Origin of the sequence: Streptomyces tailanensis (assembly GCF_008386495.1) — a bacterium.
Classification (GTDB): Bacteria; Actinomycetota; Actinomycetes; order Streptomycetales; family Streptomycetaceae; genus Streptomyces; species Streptomyces tailanensis.
This window is the reverse complement of record NZ_VTHJ01000044.1, coordinates 48,231-73,826: the sequence shown is the minus strand read 5'-3', so window position 1 is coordinate 73,826 and position 25,596 is coordinate 48,231. Positions and strand designations below refer to the sequence as shown.

The window sequence follows — 25,596 nt, the reverse complement described above, 5'->3', positions numbered from 1 at the left end:
ACGTCGACGGTTGGGCTGAGAGGCCGGAAGGTCGCTGGGACAGGACTGGAAGGCGACCCCCAATACCTGATCCGGGTAATACCGGCGCAGGGAACCCGTCTCGTAGGTCTTTCACATGCCCCGGTGGCCCTGGTGCCGCCGGGGCTGCTTCCTGTCCTCCGGTGCCGTCAGATCGATCAAGCGGCACACCGTCTCGATGTCGATCTTCACCTGGGCGATGGAGGCGCGGCCGGAGAGCCAGGTGACCAGGGCCGAGTGCCAGGTGTGTTCGATGACGCGGACCGCCGACAGCTGCTCGGGGGTGGGGTGGTCGAGGCCCATGGCGTCGAGAATGATCGCGGTGGTCTGGTGGGAGACCTGGTCGACCTCGGGGCTGACGCTGCGGTCGGCGAAAGTGAGGGCGCGGACCATGGCGTCGGCGAGGTGGGGCTCGCGCTGGAGGGCGCGGAAGGCGCGCATCAGCGTTTCCGCGACGCGCTCCGCGGCCGTCTCGCCGGTCGGCGGCTTCTTGCGGAGCGTGCCGTGCATGTGCTCCAGCTGGGCCTGCATCGTGGCGACCAGCAGATGGATCTTGGACGGGAAGTAGCGGTAGAGGGTGCCCAGCGCGACCTGGGAGGACTCGGCCACCTCGCGCATCTGTACGGCGTCGAAACCGCCCCGGCTGGCCAGCTGCGCGCTCGCGTGCAGGATGCGGCGCCGACGGGCCTCCTGCCGCTCCGTGAGGGGCGGCGAATCCGGCCGTGAGTCCGGTCGCGAGCCCGGCCGCGAGTCCTGTCGTGCGCCGGCCGCGCTCCTGGCTTCCACCTTGACTTCCGCAGGCATGGGTCTCGTTCCGTGACGGTCGTGACGGTCGGTGAGGGTATGCGATCAGACAGCATGCCAGGGCGGTGCCGTGGCGTGAATCACCTGATCCACCCCTCGCAGCGGTTCTACCAGCCGGTAGATTCAAAGCCTCTTGAACGATCAACTCTGAAACTTGTTCTAGATTAACGTCTCGTCGTAATCTCACGGGAAAGTGCAGTGAGAAGGGGGCCAGGAGTGACCGCTGAGGCCAGTCAGGCGGGGTCCCGGCATGACCTCGCCGCTGACGGCGAGCGACCGCTCGACATTGCCCTCCTCACCTATAAAGGGAACCCGTTCTGCGGGGGCCAGGGCGTCTACGTACGGCATCTCTCGCGCGAGCTCGCCCGCCTCGGCCACCGGGTCGAGGTGATCGGCTCCCAGCCCTACCCCGTGCTCGACGAGGACGCCGTCCCCGTCGACGGACCGGGCGCGCTCTCCCTCACCGAACTGCCCAGCCTCGACCTCTACCGGCAGCCCGACCCCTTCCGCACCCCGGGGCGCGACGAGTACCGCGACTGGGTGGACGCCCTCGAAGTGGCGACGATGTGGACCGGCGGCTTCCCCGAGCCGCTCACCTTCTCGCTCCGCGCCCGGCGTCATCTGCGCGCCCGGCGCGCGGAGTTCGACGTCGTGCACGACAACCAGACCCTCGGGTACGGGTTGTTGGGTGATGTGGGCGCGCCCCTCGTCACCACCATCCACCACCCCATCACCGTCGACCGGCAGCTGGAGCTGGACGCGGCCGAGGGCTGGCAGCGGCGGATGTCCGTGCGCCGCTGGTACGCCTTCACGCGCATGCAGAAACGGGTCGCGCGGCGGCTGCCGTCCGTGCTCACCGTCTCCGGCACCTCCCGCCAGGAGATCGTCGACCACCTCGGCGTACGCGACGACCGTATCCACGTCGTCCACATCGGCGCCGACACCGACCTCTTCTCGCCGGATCCGTCCGTGGCGCGAATACCGGGCCGGATCGTCACCACCTCCAGCGCGGACGTGCCGCTCAAGGGGCTTGTCTTTCTTGTCGAGGCGCTCGCGAAGGTGCGTACCGAGCACCCGGCGGCGCATTTGGTCGTCGTCGGCAAGCGGCCCACCGAGGGGCCGGTCGCCCAGGCGATCGAGCGGTACGGCCTCGAAGGCGTCGTCGACTTCGTCAAGGGCATCTCCGACGCCGAGCTTGTCGACCTGGTCCGCTCGGCCGAGGTCGCCTGTGTGCCCTCGCTGTACGAGGGGTTCTCGCTGCCCGCCGCCGAGGCCATGGCCACCGGTACGCCCCTGGTCGCCACCACCGGCGGGGCCATCCCGGAGGTCGCCGGACCCGACGGCGAGACCTGCCTCGCGGTGCCGCCGGGCGACCCGGGGGCGCTGGCCGCCGCGCTGAACCGGCTGCTGGGCGACCCGGAGCTGGGCGTACGGCTCGGGCGAGCGGGACGCGAGCGGGTGCTGGCCCGGTTCACCTGGGCCAAGGCCGCCGAGGGCACGGTGGCGCACTACCGCGAGGCGATCGCCCGCGCGGGCACCTCCACGACTACCTCTGCGGCCTCCACCAGCAACTATTCCGAAAGCAGGGCCACGTGCTGACCGTCGACTTCTCCCGGTTCCCGCTCGCCCCGGGGGACCGTGTCCTGGATCTCGGCTGTGGAGCGGGCCGGCACGCCTTCGAGTGCTACCGGCGCGGCGCCCAGGTCGTGGCCCTCGACCAGAACGGCGAGGAGATCCGCGAGGTCGCCAAGTGGTTCGCGGCGATGAAGGAGGCCGGGGAGGCACCGGAGGGCGCGACCGCCACGGCGATGGAGGGCGACGCCCTCGCGCTCCCCTTCCCCGACGAGTCCTTCGACGTCGTCATCATTTCCGAGGTCATGGAGCACATCCCCGACGACAAGGGCGTGCTGGCGGAGATGGTCCGGGTGCTCAGGCCCGGTGGCCGTATCGCCATCACCGTGCCCCGCTACGGCCCCGAGAAGGTCTGCTGGACGCTGTCCGACGCGTACCACGAGGTCGAGGGCGGCCACATCCGCATCTACAAGGCGGACGAGCTGCTGGCCAAGATCCGCGAGGCGGGCCTGCGCCCGTACGGCACCCACCACGCCCACGCCCTCCACTCCCCGTACTGGTGGCTGAAGTGCGCGTTCGGCGTCGACAACGACAAGGCGCTGCCCGTGCGGGCGTACCACCAGCTGCTGGTCTGGGACATCATGAAGAAGCCCCTGGCCACCCGGGTCGCCGAGCAGGCGCTGAACCCGCTGATCGGCAAGAGCTTCGTGGCGTACGCGACGAAGCCGCACCTGCCCGCCGACGCCGCCCGGGTGGACGCTTCGTGACCACCCCCCGGACGGAACACCTGGTCCTGCCCGGGGTCCTCACCGCCGAGCAGGCCGCCGCGACCGTACGGGGCATCCTCGCCGTACAGCGGGAGGACGGCGCCATACCGTGGTTCCGCGGGCATCACCTCGACCCGTGGGACCACACCGAGGCGGCGATGGCCCTGGACGCGGCCGGTGAGCACGAGGCCGCCGAGCGCGCCTACGAGTGGCTGCGCCGGCACCAGAACGAGGACGGCTCCTGGTACGCCGCGTACGCCGACGGGGACGCCGGTGACGTCACCGACCGCGGCCGGGAGACCAACTTCGTCGCGTACATCGCGGTGGGTGTCTGGCACCACTACCTGGCCACCGGCGACGACACCTTCCTGGACCGCATGTGGCCGGCCGTCTACGCGGCCGTCGAATTCGTCCTGCGGCTTCAGCAGCCCGGCGGGCAGATCGGCTGGAAGCGCGAGGACGACGGCACGCCGGTCGTCGACGCGCTGCTGACCGGCTCCTCCTCCATCCACCACGCGTTGCGCTGCGCGCTCGCCATCGCCGAGCAGCGGGAAGAGCCGCAGCCGGACTGGGAGTTGGCGGTGGGCGCGCTGCGGCACGCGATACGCCGCCATCCGGAGCGGTTCCTGGACAAGGACCGCTACTCCATGGACTGGTACTACCCGGTCCTGGGCGGCGCGTTGACGGGTACGGAGGCGAAGTCCCGTATCGAGGAGGGCTGGGACCGGTTCGTCGTGCCCGGCTTCGGGGTCCGCTGCGTCGTCCCCAACCCGTGGGTGACGGGCGGTGAGTCCGCCGAACTCGCCCTCGCCCTGTGGGCGATGGGCGAGTCCGACCGGGCCCTGGAGATCCTCCAGTCCATCCAGCACCTCCGCGACCCCGGCTCCGGGTTGTACTGGACGGGGTACGTCTTCGAGGACCAGGCCGTCTGGCCCGAGGAGTTGACGTCCTGGACGGCGGGGTCGCTGCTGCTGGCCGTGGCCGCGCTGGGGGGCGACGAGGCGACCTGCGCGGTGTTCGGCGGGGAGCGGCTGCCGGTCGGCCTCGACGACGTGGAGTGCTGCTGAGAGAAGTTCCCGCCCCACGCAATACGGGCGTGTGACCCCCGGCGAAAGCCTTCGTTGATCGCTCCCGAAGACGAGTCGGAGTCGGGCTGTACCTGTTCACCGATGGATTGAGGTGGATGGGGAGCACGGCTTGGTGGACGTCATTACGCTGGTGGGAATAACCCTGCTGAGGGGGCTCAGATGCCTGATGAGCAAGTGCAGATGACCGTGGACGGCGAACTCCTGCGGGAGCGCCGTGAACGTCGCCAGTTGACCCGGGCGGCCCTGGGTGGTTTGGTCGGCCGCTCCCCGGACTGGGTGAAGAAGGTCGAACGTAACGAACGTCCGGTGCGGTCGCTGGCGATGATCGTGAACCTTGCCCGTGTGCTCGGCTGCCAGGACGTCAGCGAGCTGACCGGCGCGGACGTGTCGGTGCCGATCGATGACGGCGGCAAGCTGAGCCACTCGGGCGTTCCCGACCTGCGGGCAGCGATCCACGCTCCGCTGTTCGGGGCGGCAGGCACCCCGGAGGACGTCGGCGAGTTGGCCGGGCGGGTGCGTCAGGCTTGGGACATCTGGCATCGCGCCCGCGAACAGCGCACCGCGGTCGCCTCGGTGCTGCCGGGGCTGATCAAGGCGGGGCACGCCACCGTGCGTGCTGCCGAGGGCGCCGAGAAGCGCCGAGCGAGCGTGATCCTGAGCGAGATGTACGCGCTCGCGCAGCAGTACGCCGCGCACACGGTGGAACCGGAGTTGTACTGGGTGATCGTGGACCGGGCCCGGATGGCGGCGGAGCAGTCGGACGACCCGATCGCGCTCGCTTCGGCGGCCTGGATCGTCGGCAACGGACTGAGGGTGGCGGGTCAAACCGAGGAGGCTCTGCGGATGGTCGCGGACGCGGCCGACACCCTGCGTCCGCAGCTGGAGGGCGGCTCGGATCGGCTGCGCGGGACGTACGGCTCGCTGTGCCTGCACGCGGCGGTGACCGCGGCTCAGGACAGCCGGGACGGCGACGCCTGGCGCTGGCACGACGAGGCTGACCGTACGGCGAAGAAGCTGGGGCCGTCGTACGCCCACCCTTGGACCATGTTCGGCAAGGGCAACGTCTCCGTCCACGCGGTCACCATCGGCGCCGATCTGCGTACGCCGGGCGTCGCGCTCCAGCAACTGGCGGACGTCGACCCCGAGTCGATCCCCTCCCTGGAGAGGCGCAGCCGGTTGTTCCTGGACGCGGCCAAGGCGGAGCACGTCCGCCGGGAGAAGGCAAGCGCGTTGCAGTACCTGCGGCTGGCGTACAAGACCTCGCCCGAGGCCGTGCGGTACGTACCCTCGGGCCGGGCGCTCGCAGTGGACCTGAAGCGGACCGCGACCGGCGCACTCTCGCACCTCGCGGGCGAGCTGGCCGACGATATCGGCGTCGCTGCCTGACCTGCTGTTCCCTCTCGCGGGCGACAGCAATGGGGACAGTCTGTCTCCCTCGACAAGTGGGGACAGACTGTCCCCATCGCTGTACCAGACCCGCCATACCGTCATGCCGTACCGCATCTGGAGCATCACAGAGTGGAGGCAGTGGGATGACGGTGGCCGTGAAGAGGACGAAGAAGCGCACCACGGACCCGGCGGCGGACGCCATGCGGGCGGCGGACGCGGCGGTGGCGGGGCTGAAGGAAGCGTTGGACAGGGTCGGGATCAAGCTGCCCTCGCTGTGGGCGGGGCAGCCGGTGAACGGCAAGGCATTCGTCGAATTGGGCGGCTGCGGCGCCGGCGTCGCCACGAAATTGGCGGAGGTGGTCAACGCGGCGGCGGACGCGTTGCCTGAGTTGAGGACCTCTACCCGGTGAGCGCCGGTACGACGGTCAGTGTGTGCGAAGTCAACCCCGTGTTGATCCGGGACACGTGCGAAACGGTGATGGGCACGGTCGGCCTGACGGACACGGAGCGTGTGCGCCTCGGCTGCCTGTTGGTCGAGCAGGTCCGGGTCCTGGTGCCCAAAGTAGCCATGGGCAAACAGGTGTTGAGCGGCGAGTGGCTGCGGACCGCCCAACACGTCCTGGACGGCACCGGACCGATACTGATGCGCAGCAAGACCGGGTCGGTGTCGGCTGTTCATGACCTCGCGGTGCAGTGCCGGGCGCTCCTGACTCTCTATGAGCACTGCGAAAGTGTGACCGAGCCGACCGCTGGGGATGACACCGAGGGCGCCCGATCGTGATCAGTCCGAGCGCGGAGCAGCGCCGAAGCTCTGGGTACGCCGGGTATACCCGCACGGGGAACCGCACTCCGGAACTGGTGGAAGAAGGCCGAAAGCTCGCCCGGCGGGCGCTGAATGACTGGGGCCTGGCTGCCGATGCCGAAACGGCAGCCCTGGTCATGTCCGAACTCGCCGCGAACGCCGTCCGGCACGCACGCGGCCCGAAGATCAACATGACGGTGCACCGCCCCCAAACCGGCCTTGTCTCAGTGTCGGTGATCGACCGATCGCCCGAAGCGCCGCCTCAGCCGGGCACCCCCGGGACGGACGCGGAGAGCGGCCGGGGCCTCCTCCTGGTCGCCGCCGTTTCCCTCCGTTGGGGCTGGGAGCACATGGGCACCGGCAAGCAGCCGTGGGGCAAGCGCGTATGGGCCGAGCTGGAGGTGACGACCCGTGACGCGGGCCCGCCGACCGTGGGTCAGTGAGTCCCTGTTCCGATCGGGCAACAGCCGCAAGTTGGCCTCATCCGTAATGGGCCGGGACTTCCCGCGCCGCCCTATCGCCGGATCCTCGGTGGGGCGGAGCCTCATTTCGCAGTCTTCGAAGTTGAGCGGTGGGGGCCGTCGCGTAATTGGCAGATCTGTTCCACTCACGGCCTCACCGAAGCCTGGTGAGAGCCGCCCGAGTGGAACAAATCTGCCAATCCCCACTCTCGACACGACAGCGACAACAGCATGGCCATCGCGCACACACCGCTCAAGTTCGAAGGGCCGACAAAGTCCCCGGAACTCTAGGAGTTGAGCTCCGCCAGCACCCGCAGCGTATGCGGATCGGGGGCCAGGACCAGCAGGTCGGTCACCGGCCCCTTCCGCCACAACTCCAGCCGCTCCGCGATCCGTTCGCGCGGCCCGATCAGCGAGATCTCGTCCGCGAAGGAGTCCGGTACGGCGAGTACGGCCTTCTCCCGCCGCCCGTCGAGGAAGAGCCGCTGGATCCGCCGGGCCTCCTCCTCGTACCCCATGCGAGCCATCAGATCGGCGTGGAAGTTGCGCTTGGCGTGCCCCATCCCGCCGATGTAGAAGCCGAGCATGGCCTTGACGGGCAGCAGCCCTTCGGCGACGTCGTCGCAGACGCGCGCACGGGCCATCGGCGCGACGAGGAACCCGTCCGGGGCGTCGGCCAGCGAGGCCTCGTACACCTCCGTCCGCGTCGGCGACCAGTACAACGGCAGCCAGCCGTCCGCGATCCGGGCCGTCTGCGCGATGTTCTTCGGACCCTCGGCGCCGAGCAGTACGGGCAGGTCGGGGCGGAGGGGGTGGGTGATGGACTTGAGCGCCTTGCCGATGCCAGTGCCGTCCGGGCCATCGTACGGGAGAGGGTGGAAGCGCCCGCTCAGCTTAACTGGCTCCTCGCGGCTCAGGACTTGACGCACTACGTCCACATACTCTCTTGTCGCGGTCAGTGGCGACTTCGGGAACGGGCTGCCGTACCAGCCCTCCACCACCTGCGGCCCCGACAGCCCGAGGCCGAGGAGCATGCGGCCGCCGGAGAGGTGGTCGAGGGTGAGGGCGTGCATCGCGGTCGTGGTGGGGGAGCGGGCCGCCATCTGGGCCACCGCCGTGCCCAGTTTGATCCTCGACGTCCGTGCCGCGATCCAGGTGAGCGGGGTGAAGGCGTCCGAGCCCCACGACTCCGCCGTCCACACGGAGTCGTACCCGAGCTGCTCCGCCTCCTGCGCGAGCGGTAGGTGGTCGGGTGAGGGACCGCGCCCCCAGTAGCCGAGCGCGAGGCCGAGCCGCATACGCCTGCACCTCCTGACAGACCGTCAGTCGACAATGGGCCAGGCGACTGTACGACAACGGCCCCTCGCCTGGAAGGGGATGCTGTCGACTCAATCGCCCTCCTGCGCGATGCCAGGCAGGGTGCGCGAGCACAGCACGCGGCGCCCGAGCAGTGATTTCTTGACCGCCAAGTAGGCGGACTCCACTTCCCGTCGCTCGTGATACAGCCTGATCAGCTCGGACGCAGGCCCACAACGGCCGTACCTCCAGGCGGCAGCGGGCATGTCATAACACTGTTCGGGTGATCCTCGGCACCGGCACAGACCCGAGCACGGCGGTGAGCTTGGCCTACACCGCCCGGTGGCCGCACTCCTCGAACAGGGCGGTGGCCAGGAGCAGGTACAAATGAAATGGCCTGCTGGAATATTCTGGCAGGCCATTTCAATGAAGGGCGGCTTTAATCTTGAGTGATTAGCTGGCCTTGAATGTGAAGCAGACGCCGATTGGCTTGTAGGCGATTACGTTCCTCTTGGATATCTTCCACGGAGTATGGATGTGGTACACGTCGAACTTCTTCCCGGCGTACCTTGTGTAGGCCTTGAGGACACCGTACTTGCCGCGAGGCACTTCCTTAGCCCCGCTCACTGTGATGCTGCGGGACTTGGTGATATCCCAGCCGACCGAGTGGCTGAGTTGCTTGAAGTTGATTTCGAATTTCTTTGAGTAGGTTGTGCCCGCAGACCTGGTTTCGTCTATGCGTAGGGTCATGCGGCCGCGCCCGGATGCTTCCGCGATCGGGCTCTTTCCGCACTTCTCCTTTACTTTCCTGACGTTCTTCGCCCTGAGGTTGGGGTTGTACTTCACCAATGAGGCTTGGGCGTTGGTGGCGAATGCACTGTTTGATGATGCGGTGGGCGCCGCGTGGGCCGCTGTAGTTGTTCCGGCCAGGAGCATGGTTAGGGCGGCAAGCCCCACGCCGCTGTTCCGGATGATCTGGCGCTTCATTGATTCCCCCATGTGCACGAGAGGGAGGCTCCAGTCGCCTTCGCGTGATGAGAGTTAAGCAGAGAAGCGCACCTGAAAGAGGCGGCTTGAGATAGATCTGAGGTTGAGTGGTTTAATCTCCAGGCCGACCAAGGGCGGAAAGCTCGATTCAAGTGTCGGCCGTCAAATCAGGCTCGTTCACCTATTTGGCGGCAAAATTTATACCCATCTGGGCGAATCATCAAATATCGATTTATTTATTTGCCTGAATCTTGAGCGACTATTTAAGAATTTAGTTAGGGATTTTTCAAATTCTTTGATCTGGGTGTGGCTGCCGGTCAGGCAGGGATCCAGGATGTTGAGAGAGTGGGTGAAGAGGATGGGACATCTTGCGCAGTCCAGCGGCGATGCTGGTGTGGCCAACCTGTCGGGGTGTGTTGATGGCGAGGTTGCGCAGGATGGTCATGCTCTCCTCCCTCTCTGTCGGCCTTTGGTGAGACGCCCCGCTTCGGCGGGTTAGCCTCAGAGGGCACGACAGGAGAACAACCCTTCGTGATCAGCACCAAGACCGCCGGATCTGACCCGGCTCCCCGGCCGAAGCGCCGCACTTTCAGCCCCGAGTACAAGCTGCGGATCGTGGCCGAGCACGACGCCACGCCCAAGAACGAGAAGGGCGCGATCGCGCGCAGCGAGCAGCTGCACCACTCGCACGTGAAGGAGTGGTGGGCTGTGCGGGATGCCGGGGCTCTGGAGAAGATGGTCGACAAGCGCACCAGCCTGGCCCGGCCGAAGAATTCTGACGCCGAGGCGGAGGGCGAGAAGCTGCGCCGTCAGGCACAGCGACTGGAGAAGGAGCTGGAGCGGAACGAGGCCGCGTTGGAGGTTATGGGGAAATACTTCCGCGATCTTGGAAATGATCCCCGAGGGCACGGACTGATGCACGCCGTCGACCCGGTAGCGGTCGATGCCTTTGCCGACGTCGAGCGCGCACTGGACGTCACAGCCGCGTGCCGGCTGACCGGCCGCTCGCTACCGCAGGCTGCGGCCCCCGCCGGAGCGGAAATCCAGGAAACCGCAAGTCCAGCCCTCGGTCCTGACGGCCGAAGAGCCGGACCAGCCGCTCTGCCAGCATTGGGCCCCGAAGACCTCAACAGACAGGGCGACTAGGTGAGGTAGGCGGTAACAGACTGACGGCACGTTGAGGCTTCGGTTCAGGACGGCGACTGGTCAAAGGCGCCCGTTCACCAGGGAGCCTCGTAGGATCACCCCGACTTTGAAACAGCCCTGTAATCAGATCCCACTGGTGATCGAGAACCGGCTGGACTTCGCCCGGGACACCACCATTTGTCGAGGACTCCTCCACGGGCGCCGGGCGTGGTTCGGAGAGCTTCGCCATCCTGCGCAGCCTCGCCATCACCATGCGCTGACGGGCTGGTTACGCCAACATCGCTGCGGACTGCGTGAGATGTCCGACGACTCCTTCAGACGTTCCCCCGACGCCCGTGCTATCTGGCGGCATGTAAGCCATGCTCTTGACCGTACTGAAACGGTCCCTCACCCGGGAGGGTGAGGGACCGTAGGTAGGAGCCGGTCGTCAGCCGCGTTGGATACCGCTGGTGTCCTGCAGGACGCCACGACGGCCGTCCTGCGTCTGGGCCACCAGGTTGGGGCCGCGCTGCTCGATCGCCAAGTACCAGGTACCCGGCGCCAGTTCGGCGATCGTCGACTGCGAACCGTCCTCCGCGAACAGCGGCCGCGCCACCGGAACCGCGAACCAGAACGGCGAGAAGTCACTCGCCGGCGGCTGTGGGGCCTGCGCCTGCGGAGCCTGCGCCTGCTGCGGCGGCTGCCCACCGAACGGCGCCCCCGGCTGCGGCTGGCTCGCACCGTACGGCGCCTGCGCCTGCGCACCGGCGCCCGGGTAGCCGTAACCACCGGGCGGCTGGGCCCCGTACGGCTGCGGGGCGGCCGGACGGGGGGCGCCGATGAGGGCGGCCTTGAGGGCGGGGACCATGGGGGTGGCCAGGGCGGCGGCGGCCATGATCAGGGTGGCGATCAGGGCGAGGATGAGGCCGGTGCCGACGTCGGGACCACTGGTGTCGCCGCCGACGTTGTCCAGGGAACCGGCCGGGTCGAAGATGTTCCCGAGCGCGCTCCACGCGGCGAAGACCGTGAAGGCGATGCCGAAGTGACCGAGGTCGATGCCGGCGATCTTGGGAGCCTGGGGCAGACCCCGGGCGATGACGATGAAGACGGCGCCGAAGATGCCCGCCAGGACGACACCGAGCAGGACGGGCCCGCTCTCCCAGAGGTTGGGCATCTCGATGTTGCTGGAAACCCCGTCGTACGAGTAGTTCTCGAGGAACGACGCGATGAACAGCAATACCGCTGCTCCGATCACGACGCCGTCGCCTCTGGTGAGGGAGCGGATATTCACTTCAGTCCTTCTTCAGTCGTCTCGTCATCGGTGTGGAGGCATCGCTGACACCATCTCGCCGTCAGGCTGGTGGTGGGAAGCGCGGGGGTGGCCCCTCATCGTAAAGACGACCTTATCGCCCGTCCGACGTGAGTGTCCGCCGGGATTGCCCCGATGATCACGACCCGCCCCCTACCCGCGCAGGAAACTCACGATTCCCTCAGAGATCCCCTGCGCGGCCTTCTGCCGCCAGGCACCACTGGTCAACAGTGCCGCGTCATTGCTATCGCGCATATTGCCGCACTCGATGAACACCTTCGGAACCGTTGACAGATTGAGACCGCCCAGGTCCTGACGTGTGACGAGACCGGTACCGTCGCCGACGTAGTTGGAGGGGGCGGTGCCCGTCGCGCGTACGAACTTGCCCGCGATGCGCTCGCCGAGAGCGCGGGAGGGGCCGACGATGGGGCGGGTATCGGCCGCGCCCTCGTCCACCGAACCGGGGAGGATCACGTGGAAACCGCGGTTGCCGGTACCCGAGCCGTCCGCGTGGATCGACACCACCGCGTCCGCCTCCGCCTCGTTGCCGATCCGCGCCCGCTCGTCGATGCACGGCCCCCAAGGCCGGTCACCGTCCTGCGTGAACTCGACCGTGGCGCCCTGCTGTTCGAGGAGTGTCCTCAGCCGCCGTGAGACGTCCAGCGTGAACTCGGCTTCCAGGTAACCGTCGTTGGTGGTCGTCCCCGTCGTGTCGCACTCCTTCATGCCCGTCCCGATGTTCACCTTGCGGTTGATCTCGGTGGTGTGCTGGAAGTTGCCCGGGTTGTGCCCCGGATCGACGACGACGACCTTGCCCTTGAGAGGGCCGTCGGCGGACGGGGAAGGGGAGGGGCTCGCCTTCTTGCCGTCGTCGGAGGCGGTCGGCTCACCGGACGGGCTGCCGCCGGAGGTCGCGGGGGCGTTCGTCGCCGAGCGGGGCGTCTGCCCGGCCGCCCGGTCCGCGCCGCCCCCGCCGCCCGAGTCCCCCACCGCCTGCCAGACCCCCCACCCGGCCACCGCCCCCACCACGACAGCGGCCACGGCCACGGTGGCCGGACGGCGAAGAGCGGAACGACGGGGCTGGGGCGGATCGAAGTCCGGACCTACGTACGACACGACTGCCACCTTACGGGGCGGGCCGGGGGCCGCCGGTCGGGTGTGACCGTCGTCGCGTCGGCCGCCCTCTACATGATCCTGCGGTACGTCGGCCAGGCGTGCGGCCGACGGATGGGCGTATCCGGGATTGCGGGATAAAGTCGCCCAGTTACTGCTGGTTGTAGGGGCAGGGCTCGGCCGGGCGGTGGCGAAGCCCTGGGGGAGGGCCGGTAACGGATGAGTCGTCGCTCCAACGGGTTGGTCGGTGTCTGGGCTGAGGCGCAGCGCCAGCAGCAGCGTCAGCTGGAGGCGCGGGCCAGGCAGCAACGGGAGTACGAGCGGCAGCAGCGGGCGTACCAGCAACAACTGGTGCGCAGCCGACGCGAGCAGCAGCAGGCGTACAAGCAGCAGCGGGAGGCGGACGCCAGACGGCGTACGGAGGAGCTGGACGCGCAGGTCGCGGCCTTGCAGGAGTTGTTGGCGGTCGGCTGCCGGGCGCCGGCGTTCCGGGCGGCCTCCCTCAGCCGTTCCGAACAACTGGAACCATTCGCTCCTGGGGTGCTCGCCCATCCGGTGCCCATGCCGGATCCGAATCACTACCAGGCACAAGGCGGCTGGACCGCGGGCCGACGCGCCCAGGCGCAGGCGGAGGCGCGGTCCCGGTTCGAGCACGACTGGCACGCGGCACAGACAGCGGAGGCCCAGCGGCAGCAGCAACTCGCCCAGTACCAGCGGCAGTACCAGCAGTGGGCCGAGGCCCAGCTGTCGGACATCCGTCGGCACAACGCGGGGATCGCGGAGATGACGACCGCCCTGCGGAACGGAAGCGATCCGGAAGCCGCCGTCGAGTATTTCTCCGCCGCGCTCTACGCCTCCGCCGCATGGCCCGAGGGTTTCCCGCGGCAGGTCTCCGCCGCCTACGACTCGGCAGCCCGGCACCTCGTACTGGACTGGGAGCTGCCCAGGTACGACGTCGTCCCCGAGGCGAAGGCCGTGCGGTACGTGTCCGGTGCCGACCAGGACAAGGAGACGGCCCGTCCGGTCACCCAGCGTCGGGCGCTCTACCGGGAAGTCCTCGCGCAGAGTGTCCTGCTGGTGCTCCACGATCTCTTCGCGGCGGACGAGTTCGGCGCCCTGGAGTCGGTCACGCTGAACGGATTCGTCGACGACCACGATCCGGCGACCGGCAGACGAGCACAGATCTTCCTGGCCACCGTCATGGCTTCGCGATCGGTGTTCTCCGGGTTGAATCTGGAACAGGTCAGCGCCGTCGACTGTCTGCTCGACGGGCTTCGGGGCCAGCTGTCGTCACGGCCGGACCAGCGTGCCGCCGTACGGCCGGGCAGGCGGCCCGACGATGTGGGCAACGGCGTCGTCACGCACGGGGGCGACGAGGAGCCCGACCTGCTGGAAATGGACCCCCTCGCCTTCGAGTCGCTGGTGGCCGAACTGTTCCGGGCCATGGGCATGCAGGCGGTCACGACCCAGCGCTCGAACGACGGAGGCGTGGACGTCGACGCCCTGGATCCGACGCCGATCCGCGGCGGCAAGATCGTCGTCCAGGTCAAGCGCTACCGGAACACCGTGCCGCCGACCGCCGTCCGTGACCTGTACGGAACCGTCCAGGACGCCGGCGCCAACAAGGGCGTCCTCGTAACGACGTCCAAGTTCGGACCGGGCTCCCACACCTTCGCCAACGGCAAACCACTCGAACTCGTATCGGGCCGCGAACTGGTCGACCTGCTCCACCGGCACGGTCTGCGCGGCCGCCTCGGGACAGGTGTGCGCTCCGGTGCCGCTCTTCCCCCTCAGCGGACCTCACCGGATCCCCAGCCCGGAGCGGACCCGGACCCGCGCACGGGCGACTACAGCGTGCTGGGCATGTCCTGGACCGGTGGCGTCGCCCTGGACGTCTGCGCGCTCGTCTGCCACGGCAACCGGGTCCTCAGCGACGACCACTTCGTGTTCTTCAACAACCTCCGCACACCCGACGGCACAGTCCGCGCCCTCCCCCCGACCGCGCCCGACAAGGCCGCGATCCAGGTGTCCTTCGACGCCTTGCCGGACACCGCCGACCGACTCGTCCTCGTGGCGGCGGTCGACCCGGCGGTGAACCCCGAAGCCGACCTGTCCGGCTTCACCGATGCCTGCATCCGTCTGCTGGACCCCTCACGCACCGAACAGGGCCGACTGGAGGTCTCCGACGGACGCTCCGGTGAGACGGCGCTGGTCCTCGGCTCCTTCCGCCGCCGAGCAGGCGGTGACTGGGACTTCGTCCTCGGCGGCAAGGGATACCGGGGCGGCTTGGAGGAACTGGTTCAGGACTACGGGATCGCGGTGGCGTAGCACCCACGCGCACACGCGGGCCGCACGCCTCAGACCCCCGCCCCCACCCGCCGCAGCACCCGCAGCGAGTCCGTCGCCGAGGCCTCCGTGAAGGCGCCGGAGGCGAGGGCGCGGAGGTAGATGCGGTAGGGGGCCTGGCCGGTGAACTCGTCGGCGGGGTCGGGGAAGACGTCGTGGATGACGAGGAGGCCGCCCTCGGCGATGTGGGGGGCCCAGCCCTCGTAGTCGGCGGTGGCGTGTTCGTCGGTGTGGCCGCCGTCGATGAAGACGAGGGCGAGGGGGGTGGCCCAGAAGGCGGCGACCTGGGGGGAGCGGCCGACGATCGCGACGACGTGGTCCTCCAGGCCCGCCTTGTGGAGGGTGCGGCGGAAGGTCGGGAGGGTGTCCATACGGCCCACCTCGGGGTCGACCGTGGACTCGTCGTGGTACTCCCAGCCGGGCTGCTGCTCCTCGCTGCCCCGGTGGTGGTCGACGGTGATCGCGGTGACCCCGGCCTCGCGGGCCGCGTCGGCGAGCAGGATCGCGGAGCGGCCGCAGTACGTGCCGACCTCCAGGAGGGGGAGGCCCAGCCGGCCCGCCTCGGCGGCCGCCGCGTGGAGGGCGAGCCCTTCCCGTACGGGCATGAACCCCTTGGCCGACTCGAACGCGGCGAGGATCTCCGGCTTGGGGGCGGCGGGCGGCATGGGGGTCCTCCTGTGTCGTACGTCCCTGGGGGCGCCCATGCTGTCACGTGGGCGGCGGCCGGGCTCAGGCCACCCGCTCGCCCGCCCGCTCCGGGGCCTCGCTGGTCGCGAGCAGCCGGTCACCGGTCGCCCGGCGGTCTCGGCCCGGCAGGAACAAGGCCAGGACGAGGCCGAGGGCGACGGCGGCCGTGGCGATCAGGAAGGAGAGCCGGAAGCCGTGCATGGTGGGGATCGCGACGCCGCCGACGTGGTTCGCGGTGTCGGCCAGCACCATGCCGATGACGGCGCTCGACACCGACGTACCGATGGAGCGCATGAGGGCGTTGAGGCCGTTCGCGGCGCCCGTCTCGGACGGGTCCACGGCTCCGACGATCAACGCCGGGAGCGAGGAGTACGCGATGCCGATGCCTGTGCCGATGAGTACCGAGATCACCACGGTCTGCCAGGCGGCGCTCATCAGGCCGAGGCCGGCGCCGTAGCCGATCGCGATGATCAGCAGGCCGAGGATGAGGGTGCTCTTGGGGCCGTACTTGGCAGAGATACGGGCGTAGACCGGCGCGGTGAACATCATCGTCAGGCCCAGCGGCGCCACGCACAGGCCCGCGACGACCATCGACTGGCCGAGGCCGTAGCCGGTGGAGGTGGGGAGCTGGAGGAGCTGCGGCAGGACGAGGGAGACGACGTAGAAGGAGACGCCGACCATGATCGAGGCGAGGTTGGTGAGGAGGACCTCGCGGCGGGCGGTCGTGCGCAGGTCCACCAGGGGTGCGGGGATACGCAGTTCCAGCAGGCCCCAGAGGAACAGGACCACGGCCGACGCGGCGAACAGGCCGAGCGTGGTCGTGGACGACCAGCCCCAGTCGCTGCCCTTGGTGATGGGGAGGAGGAAGAGGACCAGGCCGAGGGAGAGACCGAGCGCGCCGACGTAGTCGAAGGAACCTTCCGCGCGGGTCTTCGACTCCGGTACGGCGACGAGGGTGAGGACGATCGAGAGGGCGCCGAGGCCCGCAGCGCCGAAGAAGAGGACGTGCCAGTCGGTGTTCTGGGCGACCAGCGCGGCGAGCGGCAGCGCGAGGCCACCGCCGACGCCGATGGACGAGCTCATCAGGGCCATCGCGGAGGCGAGGCGTTCACGGGGGAGTTCGTCGCGCATCAGGCCGATGCCGAGGGGGATCGCGCCCATGGCGAAGCCCTGAAGAGTACGGCCGAAGATCATCGGGATCAGCTCGCTGGTGAAGCCGCTGATCAGTGCGCCTACCACCATCACGGCCAGGCTGGCCAGCAGCAGGCGGCGCTTGCCGTAGAGGTCGCCGAGCCGCCCCATGATCGGCGTAGCCACGGCGCCGGAGAGGAGGGTGGAGGTCAGGACCCAGGTGGCGTTGCTGGGCGTGGTGTCCAGCAGCTGGGGCAGATCCTTGATCACCGGGACGAGCAGGGTCTGCATCACCGCGACCACGATCCCGGCGAAGGCCAGCACGGGGACGATCGCTCCGGGCGCTCTCGTCGGGCCGGGCTGGTCGGACGTCGTGGATATGTGCGGTGGGATCATGATCCCGTGAACCTCGTACGCCAGGGCAACTATTCCAATGCTTCGACTGCCTAACGAAAACTTGACCTTCTCGTGAGGAAGTGACGAGCCGTCAGGAGTCTTCACAACTGCACCCCCCTCGGCTATACAGAGGTGCGCTGGACTGGAACGCGTTCTAGAAGGCAAGGGGCGGGTTCCGAGTCCCCGTGACGACCTCGGTGCGGCCGCTGGTGCGGACGGTCGTACCGAGGTTCCCGACGCACGCCGACAGGAGCCCCCTCCTCATGCCCATCGACGCAGCCAAGGCCCTCGCGGCCGAGCCCCGTTCCGCCGAGATCACCTGGACCCGCAAGGACGTCCTGCTCTACCACCTCGGCATCGGCGCCGGCGCCCCCGCGACCGACCCCGACGAGCTGCGCTACACCCTGGAGTCCCGGCTGCACGTCCTGCCGAGTTTCGCCACCGTCGCCGGCGCGGGCTCCCCGGACGTCATCGGCGGCCTGAACGCCCCCGGCGTGGACGTCGACCTCGCCAAGGTCCTGCACGGCGGCCAGCGCGTCGAACTCCACCGGCCGATCCCGGTCGAGGGCAGGGCGACGGCCACCTCACGGGTGGCGGCGGTGTACGACAAGGGCAAGGCGGCCGTACTCGTCATGCGGACCGAAGTCGCCGACGCCGACGGCCCGTTGTGGACCAACGAGGCGCAGATCTTCGTACGGGGAGAGGGCGGCTGGGGCGGCGACCGAGGCCCCTCCGCACGCCTGGACGCGCCGACGGCCGACCCCGACAAGGAGGTCGAGCGTGCCGTACGCGAGGACCAGGCGCTGCTCTACCGTCTCTCCGGCGACTGGAACCCGTTGCACGCCGACCCGGAGTTCGCGGCCCGCGCCGGGTTCGAGCGGCCGATCCTGCACGGGCTGTGCACGTACGGGATCACGTTGAAGGCGGTCGTGGACACGGTGCTCGGTGGGGACGTCGGCCGCGTCCGCTCCTACGGCACCCGCTTCGCCGGGGTCGTCTTCCCGGGCGAGACCCTCCGCATCCGCATGTGGCGGCCGGACGACGGCGCGGTACGGGTGGAGGTGACGGCCGTGGAGCGGGACGACGCGCCGGTCCTGGCCGACACGATCGTCGAGCACGACTGAAGACATCGTCCAGCACTCCTGAAGACGCACTCCTGAAGACGCACTCCTGAAGACAACAAGGGCACGACCGGACCGCGACGGCACGACCGTACGACAGCCACTCCTGAGGGGAGCCGCACCATGCGCGCAGCCGTACTGCACGAGATCGGCCAGGACAAGCTGGAGGTGCTCGACGACGTCGAGGCGGCGGGCTTCGGGCCGGGCAAGGCGAGGATCCGGGTGCGGGCCACGGGGCTGTGCCACTCGGACCTGTCCGCGATGGCCGGGGTGCTGCCCCAGCCCGGACCGTTCGTCCCCGGCCACGAGGGCGCCGGCGAGATACTCGACGTCGGGGAGGGCGTCACCAACGTCAAGCCCGGCGACCGCGTCGTCCTCTGCTGGCTCCCGGCCTGCGGCACCTGCCCGGCCTGCAAGCGCGGCCAGACCGAACTCTGCCTCGCCGGGTTCCTGAACGCCGGAACGCCCAACTTCAAGCGGCCCGCCGGTGACATCTTCGGCTTCGCCGGCACCGGCACCTTCGCCGAGGAAGTCGTCGTCGACGCCGGCTGCGCCGTCCCGATACCGGACGACGTGCCGTACGACGTCGCCGCCCTCATCGGCTGCGGGGTTACCACCGGGCTCGGCGCCGCGCTCAACACCGCCGACCTGGAGGCCGGTTCGTCGGTCGCCGTCATCGGCTGCGGCGGCGTCGGCATCTCGGCGATCCAGGGCGCCCGGCTCAAGGGCGCCGCCGAGATCGTCGCCGTCGACCCGGTGGTCTCGCGCCGCGAGGCCGCCCTCAAGTTCGGTGCCACCAAGGCCGTTTCGCCGGACGAGCTCGCCGACGCCAAGCGACAGGTCACCGCCGGCGAGGGCTTCGACTACGTCTTCGAGGTCGTCGGCCGCTCGGCCACCGCCCGCACCGCCTACGAGAACACCCGGCGCGGCGGTACCCTCGTCGTCGTCGGCGCGGGCGCCATGGACGACTTCCTCCAGCTCAGCATGTTCGAGCTGTTCTTCGACGAGAAGCGGATCCTGCCCTCCCTGTACGGCGGCGGAGACGTCCTGCGGTCCTACGAGCGGGCCATCACCCTGTGGCGCGCCGGCCGTATCGACCTGGAGGGCCTGATCACCCACCGGGTGCCGCTCGCCGACATCAACGAGGCGCTGGATCAGATGCGGACGGGGACTTCACTCCGTACGTGCATCGAGATCTGAGGACCCGGCGCATGTCGCTCCCACTTGAGGGACTCACCGCGATCGTCACCGGCGCCGGCCGGGGCCTGGGCCGGGCCGAGGCGCTCGAACTCGCCCGGCTCGGCGCGGCCGTCGTCGTCAACGACTACGGGCAGCCCGGCCGGGACGGCTCGGGCGAGGCTTCCGCCGCACCCGCCGAGGAGGTCGCCGCCGAGATCCGCGCGACGGGCGGCAAGGCGCTCGCCCACACCGGGGACGTGGCCGACTTCCAACAGGTCCAGGAACTGGTCGAGTTGGCGGTCGGCGAGTTCGGCAAGCTCGACATCCTCGTCAACAACGCCGGCATCCTCCGCGACCGCATGGTCTTCTCCATGACGGAGGAGGAGTGGGACGCGGTGATTCGCGTCCACCTCAAGGGGCACTTCAGCACCACCCGATTCGCGGCCGCGCACTGGCGCGAGCGCTCCAAGGCGGCCGGGGGACCGGTGTACGGGCGGATCGTGAACACCTCGTCCGAGGCGTTCCTCGCGGGCTCCGCCGGGCAGCCCAACTACGCGGCGGCGAAAGGTGGAATCGTCGGACTCACCACGTCGACTGCCCTCGCCCTCGCCAAGTACGGCGTGACGGCGAACGTGATCTGTCCGAGAGCACGGACGCGGATGACCGCGGACGTGTTCGGGAAGCCGGAGCCGGAGACCGACGGTCTCGATCCCCTCGCCCCCGAGCATGTCGCCCCGCTCGTCGGCTACTTGGCCTCGCCCGCCGCCGCACAGGTCAACGGGCAGCTCCTCGTCGTCCACGGCGGCATGGTCGCGGTCGTCGAACGGCCCCGCGTCCAGGCGAAGTTCGACACCAAGCAGGACACGTTCACGTACGACGAACTGGACGCGCTCCTCACGCCCTACTACGCCGACCGGCCGGAGGGGGAGACGTTCGCGGCGGTGGAGGTGCTGGGGTTGAAGGGGCAGGTCTGAAGACATAAGGCCCCGCTCGTCCGTGATGACGAGCGAGGCCCCATGGTGGTGAAGTGGCGGGGCACGTCAGTGCATTGACGATGCATTGACGTTTCGCCAGATGTGAATCACGCAGCCGTTCAGGCAGCCGTCGACTCCGTCTGTTCGGCCGGCTTGCGGTGACGTCCGCGAGGTGTCGTCTCGGCTTCATGGGCCGAGAGCCGGCCGCGATGCTTGCCGTGGCCCTCCGCCTCCTGGAAGTCCGCCTCGTGGAGGTCGGCGGTGGGCGGCTGGGTTGTGTGCGCGTCGCTCATAGGAAGTGTTCACCCCGTCGCATGATCTTCTTACGGCGGGTGAGTTTAACGGGCCGCCGGGCAGGGCCCGAAGGCGCCCGAAAGGCGTGTCGCCCCGCCGACTTCCCGTTCGTCGTCGCACCGGCACGGTCATCGTTATCCGACCGTCACCTCCTCCGGCATCCGCCCCTCCAGCGGCGCCTGCTGCAACGGCACGGGCCGCGCCGCGGCGGGTGCGGACGAAACCGCGTCTGACGTAGGCGAATCCCCCGAAGACGCGGCCCCCTCGGCGACCGGGGCCCCGGCGCACCCCGGCTCCGTCCCCGGGGAATCTTCGAGTGATCCCCCTTGAGAGTCCTCCTGCGGAACCTCCACGGATTCTTCCCAAGACACCCCCACCCGAGCCACTCCGCAACGCACCGCCCCGTTGGCGTACGGCAGTTGAAGGACCCCTTCCCGGCTCCACAGCCCGGCCCCCGCCAACCACCCCTCGGGAGCGGCCAGATGGTGGACCTGCCGTGAGGCCGGGCGCCAGACGCCGACCCAGGAAGCGCGGGCGCCGTCGACACGCAGTGCGACCGCGCAGCGCTCGGGGGTCAGGATCTGGCCGGGCTGGATGGCGAAGGGCGTGATGCGGTGGCCGTCGGGAACGCGCAGGCACTCCGGGAAGCGGACCGGCAGGGTGCTGCCCAGCACGCCCCAGCCGAGCCGGTCCTGGCCGGGCGAGGGCGCGTCGGAGCGGATCAGCAGCAGCCCGCTTTCGGGGTCGGCCAGCAGCAGACGGTCGTTGCTGTGGTCCGAGATCTGCAGCAGTGGCGAGACCTCGCCGTCCAGCTCCAGGTCCACCGCCACCGTCTTCGTCCGGCCGTCCAACTCCTGGTCCAGCGCGAGCAGTCGGCCCGCCCCGTCCAGCCAGACCCCGCCCGAACAGCGCCCCGGGATCTCCGCCAGCCGCTCCGGCCCGAAGGCCCCGCCCACCACCAGCCATACGGTCGTGGAACGGGCGCCCACGGCGAGGGCGTACGCCCGCTCCCCGCACGGACCGGGCCGCAGCAGCCGCAACTCGGTCGACGGGTCGGCGTATTCCACCGAGCCGAGTTGAAGCTCGCCGGTGCCGGGGCCGGTCGGGTAGAGGAGCGAGAACAGGTGTCGGCCGGCCGCCAGTCGGTGGATGAGGACGCGGCCGTCGGTCATGGGGAGGACTTCGGTGCCGGGTTCCTCGGGCTGGTTGCCGGGCAACGGGACGGCGTACGGCTCGGGGCCGTCCAGGGTCCAGCGCTCGGGGAACCAGGACTGGCCGGCGAGGGCGAGGCGTGCCGCGTACGAGCCGTCGGCGGTGATCACGCAGCCGGGCGGGGGTACGGGCCGGTCGACGCGGTCGGTCCGGCCGGTGCTGTCGGTTCCGCCGTAGTGGTCGATCCCTTGGCTCCTGCCGTTCCCCTCGTTCCTCTGCTCGTTCCGCTGCTCCGTCTCGTTCTCCCGTCCCGTCTCATTCCCGTCGTTCCCGAGGCCCGTCGTGGGTGATGGGGATGTACAGGCCGTCATCGTGCGATCACCTCCAGCGACGAAGCTAGTTTTCGCACGCACAGACGGGCGACAACCGGGCTCATCTTTCACACATAAGGGTGTTCGTCCCGCGATTCGCCTGAGTGAACGGCGGTTTATGTGCTGGCCGACGCCTCGGGCGCGGGGTCGGGCGGGTGGGTCCGGCCATGGGGCCGGAGGTGCGGCTGGTCAAGTGACCCGCGGCCGGTCTGGGAGGGGAGCGGTGCAGGTAGCCTTTGGTGCGTGCCCCGTCTGTCTGAAGTCATCGCCGCGCTCGACGCCCTCTGGCCGCCCGAGAGGGCCGAGGGATGGGACGCGGTCGGCACGGTCTGCGGAGACCCCGACCAGGAGGTCACGCGGGTCCTGTTCGCCGTCGACCCCGTCCAGGAGATCGTCGAGGAAGCGGTGAAGCTGGGCGCCGACCTGCTGGTCACCCACCACCCGCTCTATCTGCGCGGTACGACGACGGTGGCGGCCTCCACCTTCAAGGGCCGGGTCGTGCACACCCTGATCAAGAACGACATCGCGCTGCACGTCGCCCACACCAACGCCGACACCGCCGACCCGGGCGTCAGCGACGCGTTGGCGGGCGCGCTGGACCTCAGGGTCGTAGGACCGCTCGTACCGGACCCCTCCGACGCCGAAGGGCGGCGCGGTCTGGGCCGGGTCTGCGAGCTGGACCACCCCCTGACCGTACGGGAACTGGCCGCGCGGGCCGCCGAGCGGCTGCCCGCCACCGCGCAGGGCATCCGGGTCGCCGGCGACCCCGAGGCGGTCGTCCGCACGGTCGCCGTCAGCGGCGGCTCCGGCGACAGCCTTTTCGACGACGTACGCGCGGCGAGTGTTGACGCCTTCCTCACCGCGGACCTGCGTCACCACCCGGCCTCCGAGGCCGTCGCCCGTACGACGGAAGCGACCGGCACCCCTCTCGCGCTGCTCGACGCGGCGCACTGGGCCACCGAATGGCCCTGGTGCGAGCTGGCCGCCGCCCAGCTCGACGAGATCTCCGACCGGGAGGGATGGGGACTGCGCGTCCACGTCTCCAAGACGGTCACCGACCCCTGGACGGCCCACGCGGCCTCCCCCGAATCAACTGCAGGAGCCCCCAACTGAACGCCGCGCCCGCCGACCAGATCCGACTCCTCGACGTCCAGGCCCTCGACGTACGCCTGCAGCAGCTCGCGCACCGTAGGAGGTCGCTGCCCGAGCACGCCGAGATCGAGTCGCTGACGAAGGACCAGACGCAGCTGCGCGACCTGCTCGTGGCCGCGCAGACCGAGGAGAGCGACACCGCCCGCGAGCAGACCAAGGCCGAGCAGGACGTGGACCAGGTGCGCCAGCGCGCCACCCGCGACCAGCAGCGCCTGGACTCCGGCGCCATCACCTCCCCGAAGGACCTGGAGAACCTCCAGCGCGAGATCGCCTCCCTCGCCAAGCGGCAGGGCGACCTGGAGGACATCGTCCTGGAGGTCATGGAACGCCGGGAGGCCACGCAGGAGCGGGTCGCCGAACTGACCGAGCGGGTCGGTGCCGTCCAGGGGAAGATCGACGACGCGACCGCCCGCCGGGACGCCGCGTTCGAGGAGATCGACGGCGAGGCGGCGACGGTGACGAAGGAGCGCGAGGTCATCGCCGGCTCCGTCCCCGCCGACCTCCTCAAGCTCTACGACAAGCTGCGCGAGCAGCAGGGCGGCATCGGCGCGGCCAAGCTGTACCAGCGCACCTGCCAGGGCTGCCGCCAGGAGCTGTCGATCACCGACATCAACGAGATCCGCAAGGCCGCGCCCGACACGGTCATCCGCTGCGAGAACTGCCGCCGCATCCTGGTGCGCACGGGCGAGTCGGGCCTCTGAGGGGCGACAAGGGGCTTCTGTCGTGCGGGAGTTCATCGTCGAGGCCGACGGCGGTTCCCGGGGCAACCCGGGGCCCGCGGGCTACGGCTGCGTCGTCCTCGACGCGGTGACCGGCGAGACGCTGGTGGAGGCGGCCGAGCACATCGGCGTCGCCTCGAACAACGTCGCCGAGTACCGGGGTCTCATCGCCGGGCTGAAGGCGGCTCGCGCGCTCGACCCGACGGCCACCGTCCGCGTCCGCATGGACTCCAAGCTGGTCGTCGAGCAGATGTCCGGCCGCTGGAAGATCAAGCACCCCGACATGAAGCCGCTGGCCACCGAGGCCGCCCGCGTCTTCCCGCCCGGCCAGGTCACCTACGAGTGGATCCCGCGAGAGCAGAACAAGCACGCCGACCGCCTCGCCAACGAGGCGATGGACGCGGGCAGGCGCGGCGAACAGTGGTCCGCGTCTACGTCCACGGCGGAGCTGGACGCCCGGGCGACGAGGACCGGGACCGCCGCCGTACCCGAGCCGTCGGGCCCGCCGGGGGACGCGACGGCGGGCGCGGCGAAGGCCCGGGCGGCGCTGGCGGGGGCCCGTGGTGAGGTCGAGAGCGGCGCGGGAGCCACTGCCACCCCTGGCAACACCACCCCCTCCAAGGCCGCCGCCGACATCCGTGCCGCCACGAACGTCGCGTCCGCCGCCCCCGATCTCGGGACGCCCGCCACCTTCGTACTGCTCCGGCATGGCGAGACCCCGTTGACGCCGGAGAAGCGGTTCTCGGGGAGCGGCGGGTCGGATCCGGCGTTGTCGGAGGTCGGGCGGTATCAGGCGGAGCGCGTCGCCGATGCCCTGGCCGCTCGCGGCACCATTCAGGCGATCGTGTCGTCGCCGCTGGCCCGCTGCCGCGAGACGGCGGAGATCGTCGCCGCCCGGCTGGGGCTGAGGGTCGCCGTCGAGGACGGACTGAGGGAGACCGACTTCGGCGCCTGGGAGGGGCTCACCTTCGGCGAGGTGCGCGAGCGGTACCCGGACGACATGAACGCCTGGCTGGCCTCGCCGGACGCCCGACCCACCGGCGGCGGCGAGAGCTTCGAGGCCGTGGCCCACCGTGTCGCCGCCACCCGGGACGAGCTCGTCGCGGCGTACCGGGGCCGTACGGTCCTGCTCGTCACCCACGTCACGCCGATCAAGACACTGGTACGGCTGGCCCTCGGCGCACCCCCGGAGTCTCTGTTCCGCATGGAACTGTCGGCGGCTTCACTGTCGGCACTGGCGTACTACGCCGACGGCAACGCCACCGTCCGCCTCCTCAACGACACATCACACCTGCGCTGACGGGAGGCGGTGGCGCAGGGCCGCCGCCTCCCGCGCCGGCGCT

At 69.7% G+C, this 25,596-nt stretch carries 24 protein-coding genes; 15 read left to right on the top strand and 9 right to left on the bottom strand.

The genetic code is table 11. The features are described 5' to 3' along the window. Positions 1–111: 111 nt before the first annotated feature. Positions 112–822 (bottom strand): TetR family transcriptional regulator, encoded by a 711-nt coding sequence (locus tag F3T56_RS30290; RefSeq protein ID WP_149828523.1) that lies wholly within the window; start codon positions 820–822, stop codon positions 112–114. A 216-nt stretch (positions 823–1,038) separates the two neighbouring features. Here F3T56_RS30290 and F3T56_RS30285 point away from each other — a divergent pair, with 216 nt between their 5' ends. The 7 genes from F3T56_RS30285 to F3T56_RS30255 all read left to right on the top strand — a co-directional run bounded on the left by F3T56_RS30285 (position 1,039) and on the right by F3T56_RS30255 (position 6,883). Beyond that, positions 1,039–2,421, top strand: coding sequence for a glycosyltransferase family 4 protein (locus F3T56_RS30285; RefSeq protein WP_149828522.1), 1,383 nt, complete (start codon positions 1,039–1,041; stop codon positions 2,419–2,421). Next, the gene (locus tag F3T56_RS30280) at positions 2,415–3,161 is read left to right on the top strand and encodes a class I SAM-dependent methyltransferase (RefSeq protein ID WP_149828521.1); all 747 of its coding nucleotides are present in this window, start codon (positions 2,415–2,417) and stop codon (positions 3,159–3,161) included. The genes F3T56_RS30285 and F3T56_RS30280 overlap by 7 nt, the downstream gene beginning before the upstream one ends. Continuing rightward, positions 3,158–4,228, top strand: coding sequence for a prenyltransferase/squalene oxidase repeat-containing protein (locus F3T56_RS30275; protein ID WP_149828520.1), 1,071 nt, complete (start codon positions 3,158–3,160; stop codon positions 4,226–4,228). Before F3T56_RS30280 ends, F3T56_RS30275 begins: the two co-directional genes overlap by 4 nt. A 180-nt stretch (positions 4,229–4,408) precedes the next feature. Next, entirely contained in the window at positions 4,409–5,635 is a 1,227-nt protein-coding gene (locus F3T56_RS30270; protein ID WP_246204035.1) for a helix-turn-helix domain-containing protein, read from the top strand. A gap of 146 nt (positions 5,636–5,781) precedes the next feature. After that, positions 5,782–6,048, top strand: coding sequence for a hypothetical protein (locus F3T56_RS30265; protein ID WP_172639216.1), 267 nt, complete (start codon positions 5,782–5,784; stop codon positions 6,046–6,048). Further along, positions 6,045–6,419 carry a hypothetical protein gene (locus F3T56_RS30260; protein ID WP_149828518.1) on the top strand — a complete coding sequence of 125 codons (375 nt, stop codon included), beginning with the start codon at positions 6,045–6,047 and terminating at the stop codon, positions 6,417–6,419. Before F3T56_RS30265 ends, F3T56_RS30260 begins: the two co-directional genes overlap by 4 nt. 77 nt (positions 6,420–6,496) lie before the next feature. Beyond that, positions 6,497–6,883: an ATP-binding protein gene (locus tag F3T56_RS30255; RefSeq protein WP_172639215.1), complete on the top strand. Its 387-nt coding sequence runs from the start codon at positions 6,497–6,499 to the stop codon at positions 6,881–6,883. A gap of 305 nt (positions 6,884–7,188) precedes the next feature. Here F3T56_RS30255 and F3T56_RS30250 read toward each other — a convergent pair whose 3' ends face one another. Next, positions 7,189–8,199 carry an LLM class F420-dependent oxidoreductase gene (locus tag F3T56_RS30250; RefSeq protein ID WP_149828516.1) on the bottom strand — a complete coding sequence of 337 codons (1,011 nt, stop codon included), beginning with the start codon at positions 8,197–8,199 and terminating at the stop codon, positions 7,189–7,191. Between the two features lie 451 nt (positions 8,200–8,650). Beyond that, the gene (locus F3T56_RS30245) at positions 8,651–9,184 is read right to left on the bottom strand and encodes a hypothetical protein (RefSeq protein ID WP_149828515.1); all 534 of its coding nucleotides are present in this window, start codon (positions 9,182–9,184) and stop codon (positions 8,651–8,653) included. Between the two features lie 531 nt (positions 9,185–9,715). Here F3T56_RS30245 and F3T56_RS30240 point away from each other — a divergent pair. Continuing rightward, on the top strand, positions 9,716–10,330 hold the full coding sequence (locus tag F3T56_RS30240) for a transposase (protein ID WP_149828514.1): 615 nt from the start codon (positions 9,716–9,718) through the stop codon (positions 10,328–10,330). A gap of 427 nt (positions 10,331–10,757) precedes the next feature. Here F3T56_RS30240 and F3T56_RS30235 read toward each other — a convergent pair whose 3' ends face one another. Continuing rightward, positions 10,758–11,600 (bottom strand): hypothetical protein, encoded by an 843-nt coding sequence (locus F3T56_RS30235; RefSeq protein WP_172639214.1) that lies wholly within the window; start codon positions 11,598–11,600, stop codon positions 10,758–10,760. Between the two features lie 171 nt (positions 11,601–11,771). Next, the gene (locus F3T56_RS30230) at positions 11,772–12,734 is read right to left on the bottom strand and encodes an N-acetylmuramoyl-L-alanine amidase (protein WP_149828513.1); all 963 of its coding nucleotides are present in this window, start codon (positions 12,732–12,734) and stop codon (positions 11,772–11,774) included. A gap of 216 nt (positions 12,735–12,950) precedes the next feature. Between F3T56_RS30230 and F3T56_RS30225 the strand changes: the two genes are divergently transcribed. Continuing rightward, positions 12,951–15,059: a restriction endonuclease gene (locus F3T56_RS30225; protein ID WP_172639213.1), complete on the top strand. Its 2,109-nt coding sequence runs from the start codon at positions 12,951–12,953 to the stop codon at positions 15,057–15,059. A 29-nt stretch (positions 15,060–15,088) separates the two neighbouring features. Here F3T56_RS30225 and F3T56_RS30220 read toward each other — a convergent pair whose 3' ends face one another. Further along, positions 15,089–15,742 (bottom strand): class I SAM-dependent methyltransferase, encoded by a 654-nt coding sequence (locus F3T56_RS30220; RefSeq protein ID WP_149828512.1) that lies wholly within the window; start codon positions 15,740–15,742, stop codon positions 15,089–15,091. A 64-nt stretch (positions 15,743–15,806) separates the two neighbouring features. Continuing rightward, a complete protein-coding gene (locus tag F3T56_RS30215; protein WP_149828511.1) occupies positions 15,807–17,291 on the bottom strand; it encodes an MFS transporter in 1,485 nt (494 codons plus the stop codon). Positions 17,292–17,554: 263 nt separating this feature from the next. Between F3T56_RS30215 and F3T56_RS30210 the strand changes: the two genes are divergently transcribed. The 3 genes from F3T56_RS30210 to F3T56_RS30200 all read left to right on the top strand — a co-directional run bounded on the left by F3T56_RS30210 (position 17,555) and on the right by F3T56_RS30200 (position 20,565). Next, a complete protein-coding gene (locus tag F3T56_RS30210) occupies positions 17,555–18,415 on the top strand; it encodes a MaoC/PaaZ C-terminal domain-containing protein (RefSeq protein WP_149828510.1) in 861 nt (286 codons plus the stop codon). 120 nt (positions 18,416–18,535) lie between these two features. Then, a complete protein-coding gene (locus F3T56_RS30205; protein ID WP_149828509.1) occupies positions 18,536–19,612 on the top strand; it encodes a Zn-dependent alcohol dehydrogenase in 1,077 nt (358 codons plus the stop codon). 11 nt (positions 19,613–19,623) lie between these two features. Next, positions 19,624–20,565 (top strand): 3-oxoacyl-ACP reductase, encoded by a 942-nt coding sequence (locus F3T56_RS30200; protein WP_149828508.1) that lies wholly within the window; start codon positions 19,624–19,626, stop codon positions 20,563–20,565. Between the two features lie 119 nt (positions 20,566–20,684). On the opposite strand, the gene F3T56_RS46465 is transcribed toward F3T56_RS30200, so the two are convergent. Both F3T56_RS46465 and F3T56_RS30195 read right to left on the bottom strand, forming a co-directional pair. Continuing rightward, a complete protein-coding gene (locus F3T56_RS46465; protein ID WP_172639212.1) occupies positions 20,685–20,858 on the bottom strand; it encodes a hypothetical protein in 174 nt (57 codons plus the stop codon). Positions 20,859–20,993: 135 nt separating this feature from the next. After that, a complete protein-coding gene (locus F3T56_RS30195; RefSeq protein ID WP_246204033.1) occupies positions 20,994–22,382 on the bottom strand; it encodes a hypothetical protein in 1,389 nt (462 codons plus the stop codon). A gap of 243 nt (positions 22,383–22,625) precedes the next feature. Here F3T56_RS30195 and F3T56_RS30190 point away from each other — a divergent pair, with 243 nt between their 5' ends. From F3T56_RS30190 to F3T56_RS30180, 3 genes are read left to right on the top strand one after another with little or no spacing between them, the layout of a single operon-like run. Continuing rightward, positions 22,626–23,495, top strand: a complete 870-nt coding sequence (locus F3T56_RS30190) for a Nif3-like dinuclear metal center hexameric protein (protein ID WP_149828507.1) — start codon at positions 22,626–22,628, stop codon at positions 23,493–23,495. Further along, a complete protein-coding gene (locus F3T56_RS30185; protein WP_149828606.1) occupies positions 23,492–24,235 on the top strand; it encodes a zinc ribbon domain-containing protein in 744 nt (247 codons plus the stop codon). Before F3T56_RS30190 ends, F3T56_RS30185 begins: the two co-directional genes overlap by 4 nt. 22 nt (positions 24,236–24,257) lie before the next feature. Continuing rightward, entirely contained in the window at positions 24,258–25,553 is a 1,296-nt protein-coding gene (locus F3T56_RS30180) for a bifunctional RNase H/acid phosphatase (protein ID WP_149828506.1), read from the top strand. Positions 25,554–25,596: the final 43 nt, after the last annotated feature.

Excerpts from the sequence above, each read along its gene's own strand:
- F3T56_RS30290 (WP_149828523.1), bottom strand. The coding sequence starts at position 822 with ATGCCTGCGGAAGTCAAGGTGGAAGCCAGGAGCGCGGCCGGCGCACGA.
- F3T56_RS30270 (WP_246204035.1), top strand. The coding sequence starts at position 4,409 with ATGCCTGATGAGCAAGTGCAGATGACCGTGGACGGCGAACTCCTGCGG.
- F3T56_RS30265 (WP_172639216.1), top strand. The coding sequence starts at position 5,782 with ATGACGGTGGCCGTGAAGAGGACGAAGAAGCGCACCACGGACCCGGCG.
- F3T56_RS30250 (WP_149828516.1), bottom strand. The coding sequence starts at position 8,199 with ATGCGGCTCGGCCTCGCGCTCGGCTACTGGGGGCGCGGTCCCTCACCC.
- F3T56_RS30245 (WP_149828515.1), bottom strand. The coding sequence starts at position 9,184 with ATGAAGCGCCAGATCATCCGGAACAGCGGCGTGGGGCTTGCCGCCCTA.
- F3T56_RS30225 (WP_172639213.1), top strand. The coding sequence starts at position 12,951 with ATGAGTCGTCGCTCCAACGGGTTGGTCGGTGTCTGGGCTGAGGCGCAG.
- F3T56_RS30220 (WP_149828512.1), bottom strand. The coding sequence starts at position 15,742 with ATGCCGCCCGCCGCCCCCAAGCCGGAGATCCTCGCCGCGTTCGAGTCG.
- F3T56_RS30215 (WP_149828511.1), bottom strand. The coding sequence starts at position 17,291 with ATGATCCCACCGCACATATCCACGACGTCCGACCAGCCCGGCCCGACG.
- F3T56_RS30210 (WP_149828510.1), top strand. The coding sequence starts at position 17,555 with ATGCCCATCGACGCAGCCAAGGCCCTCGCGGCCGAGCCCCGTTCCGCC.
- F3T56_RS30205 (WP_149828509.1), top strand. The coding sequence starts at position 18,536 with ATGCGCGCAGCCGTACTGCACGAGATCGGCCAGGACAAGCTGGAGGTG.
- F3T56_RS30200 (WP_149828508.1), top strand. The coding sequence starts at position 19,624 with ATGTCGCTCCCACTTGAGGGACTCACCGCGATCGTCACCGGCGCCGGC.
- F3T56_RS46465 (WP_172639212.1), bottom strand. The coding sequence starts at position 20,858 with ATGAGCGACGCGCACACAACCCAGCCGCCCACCGCCGACCTCCACGAG.
- F3T56_RS30195 (WP_246204033.1), bottom strand. The coding sequence starts at position 22,382 with ATGACGGCCTGTACATCCCCATCACCCACGACGGGCCTCGGGAACGAC.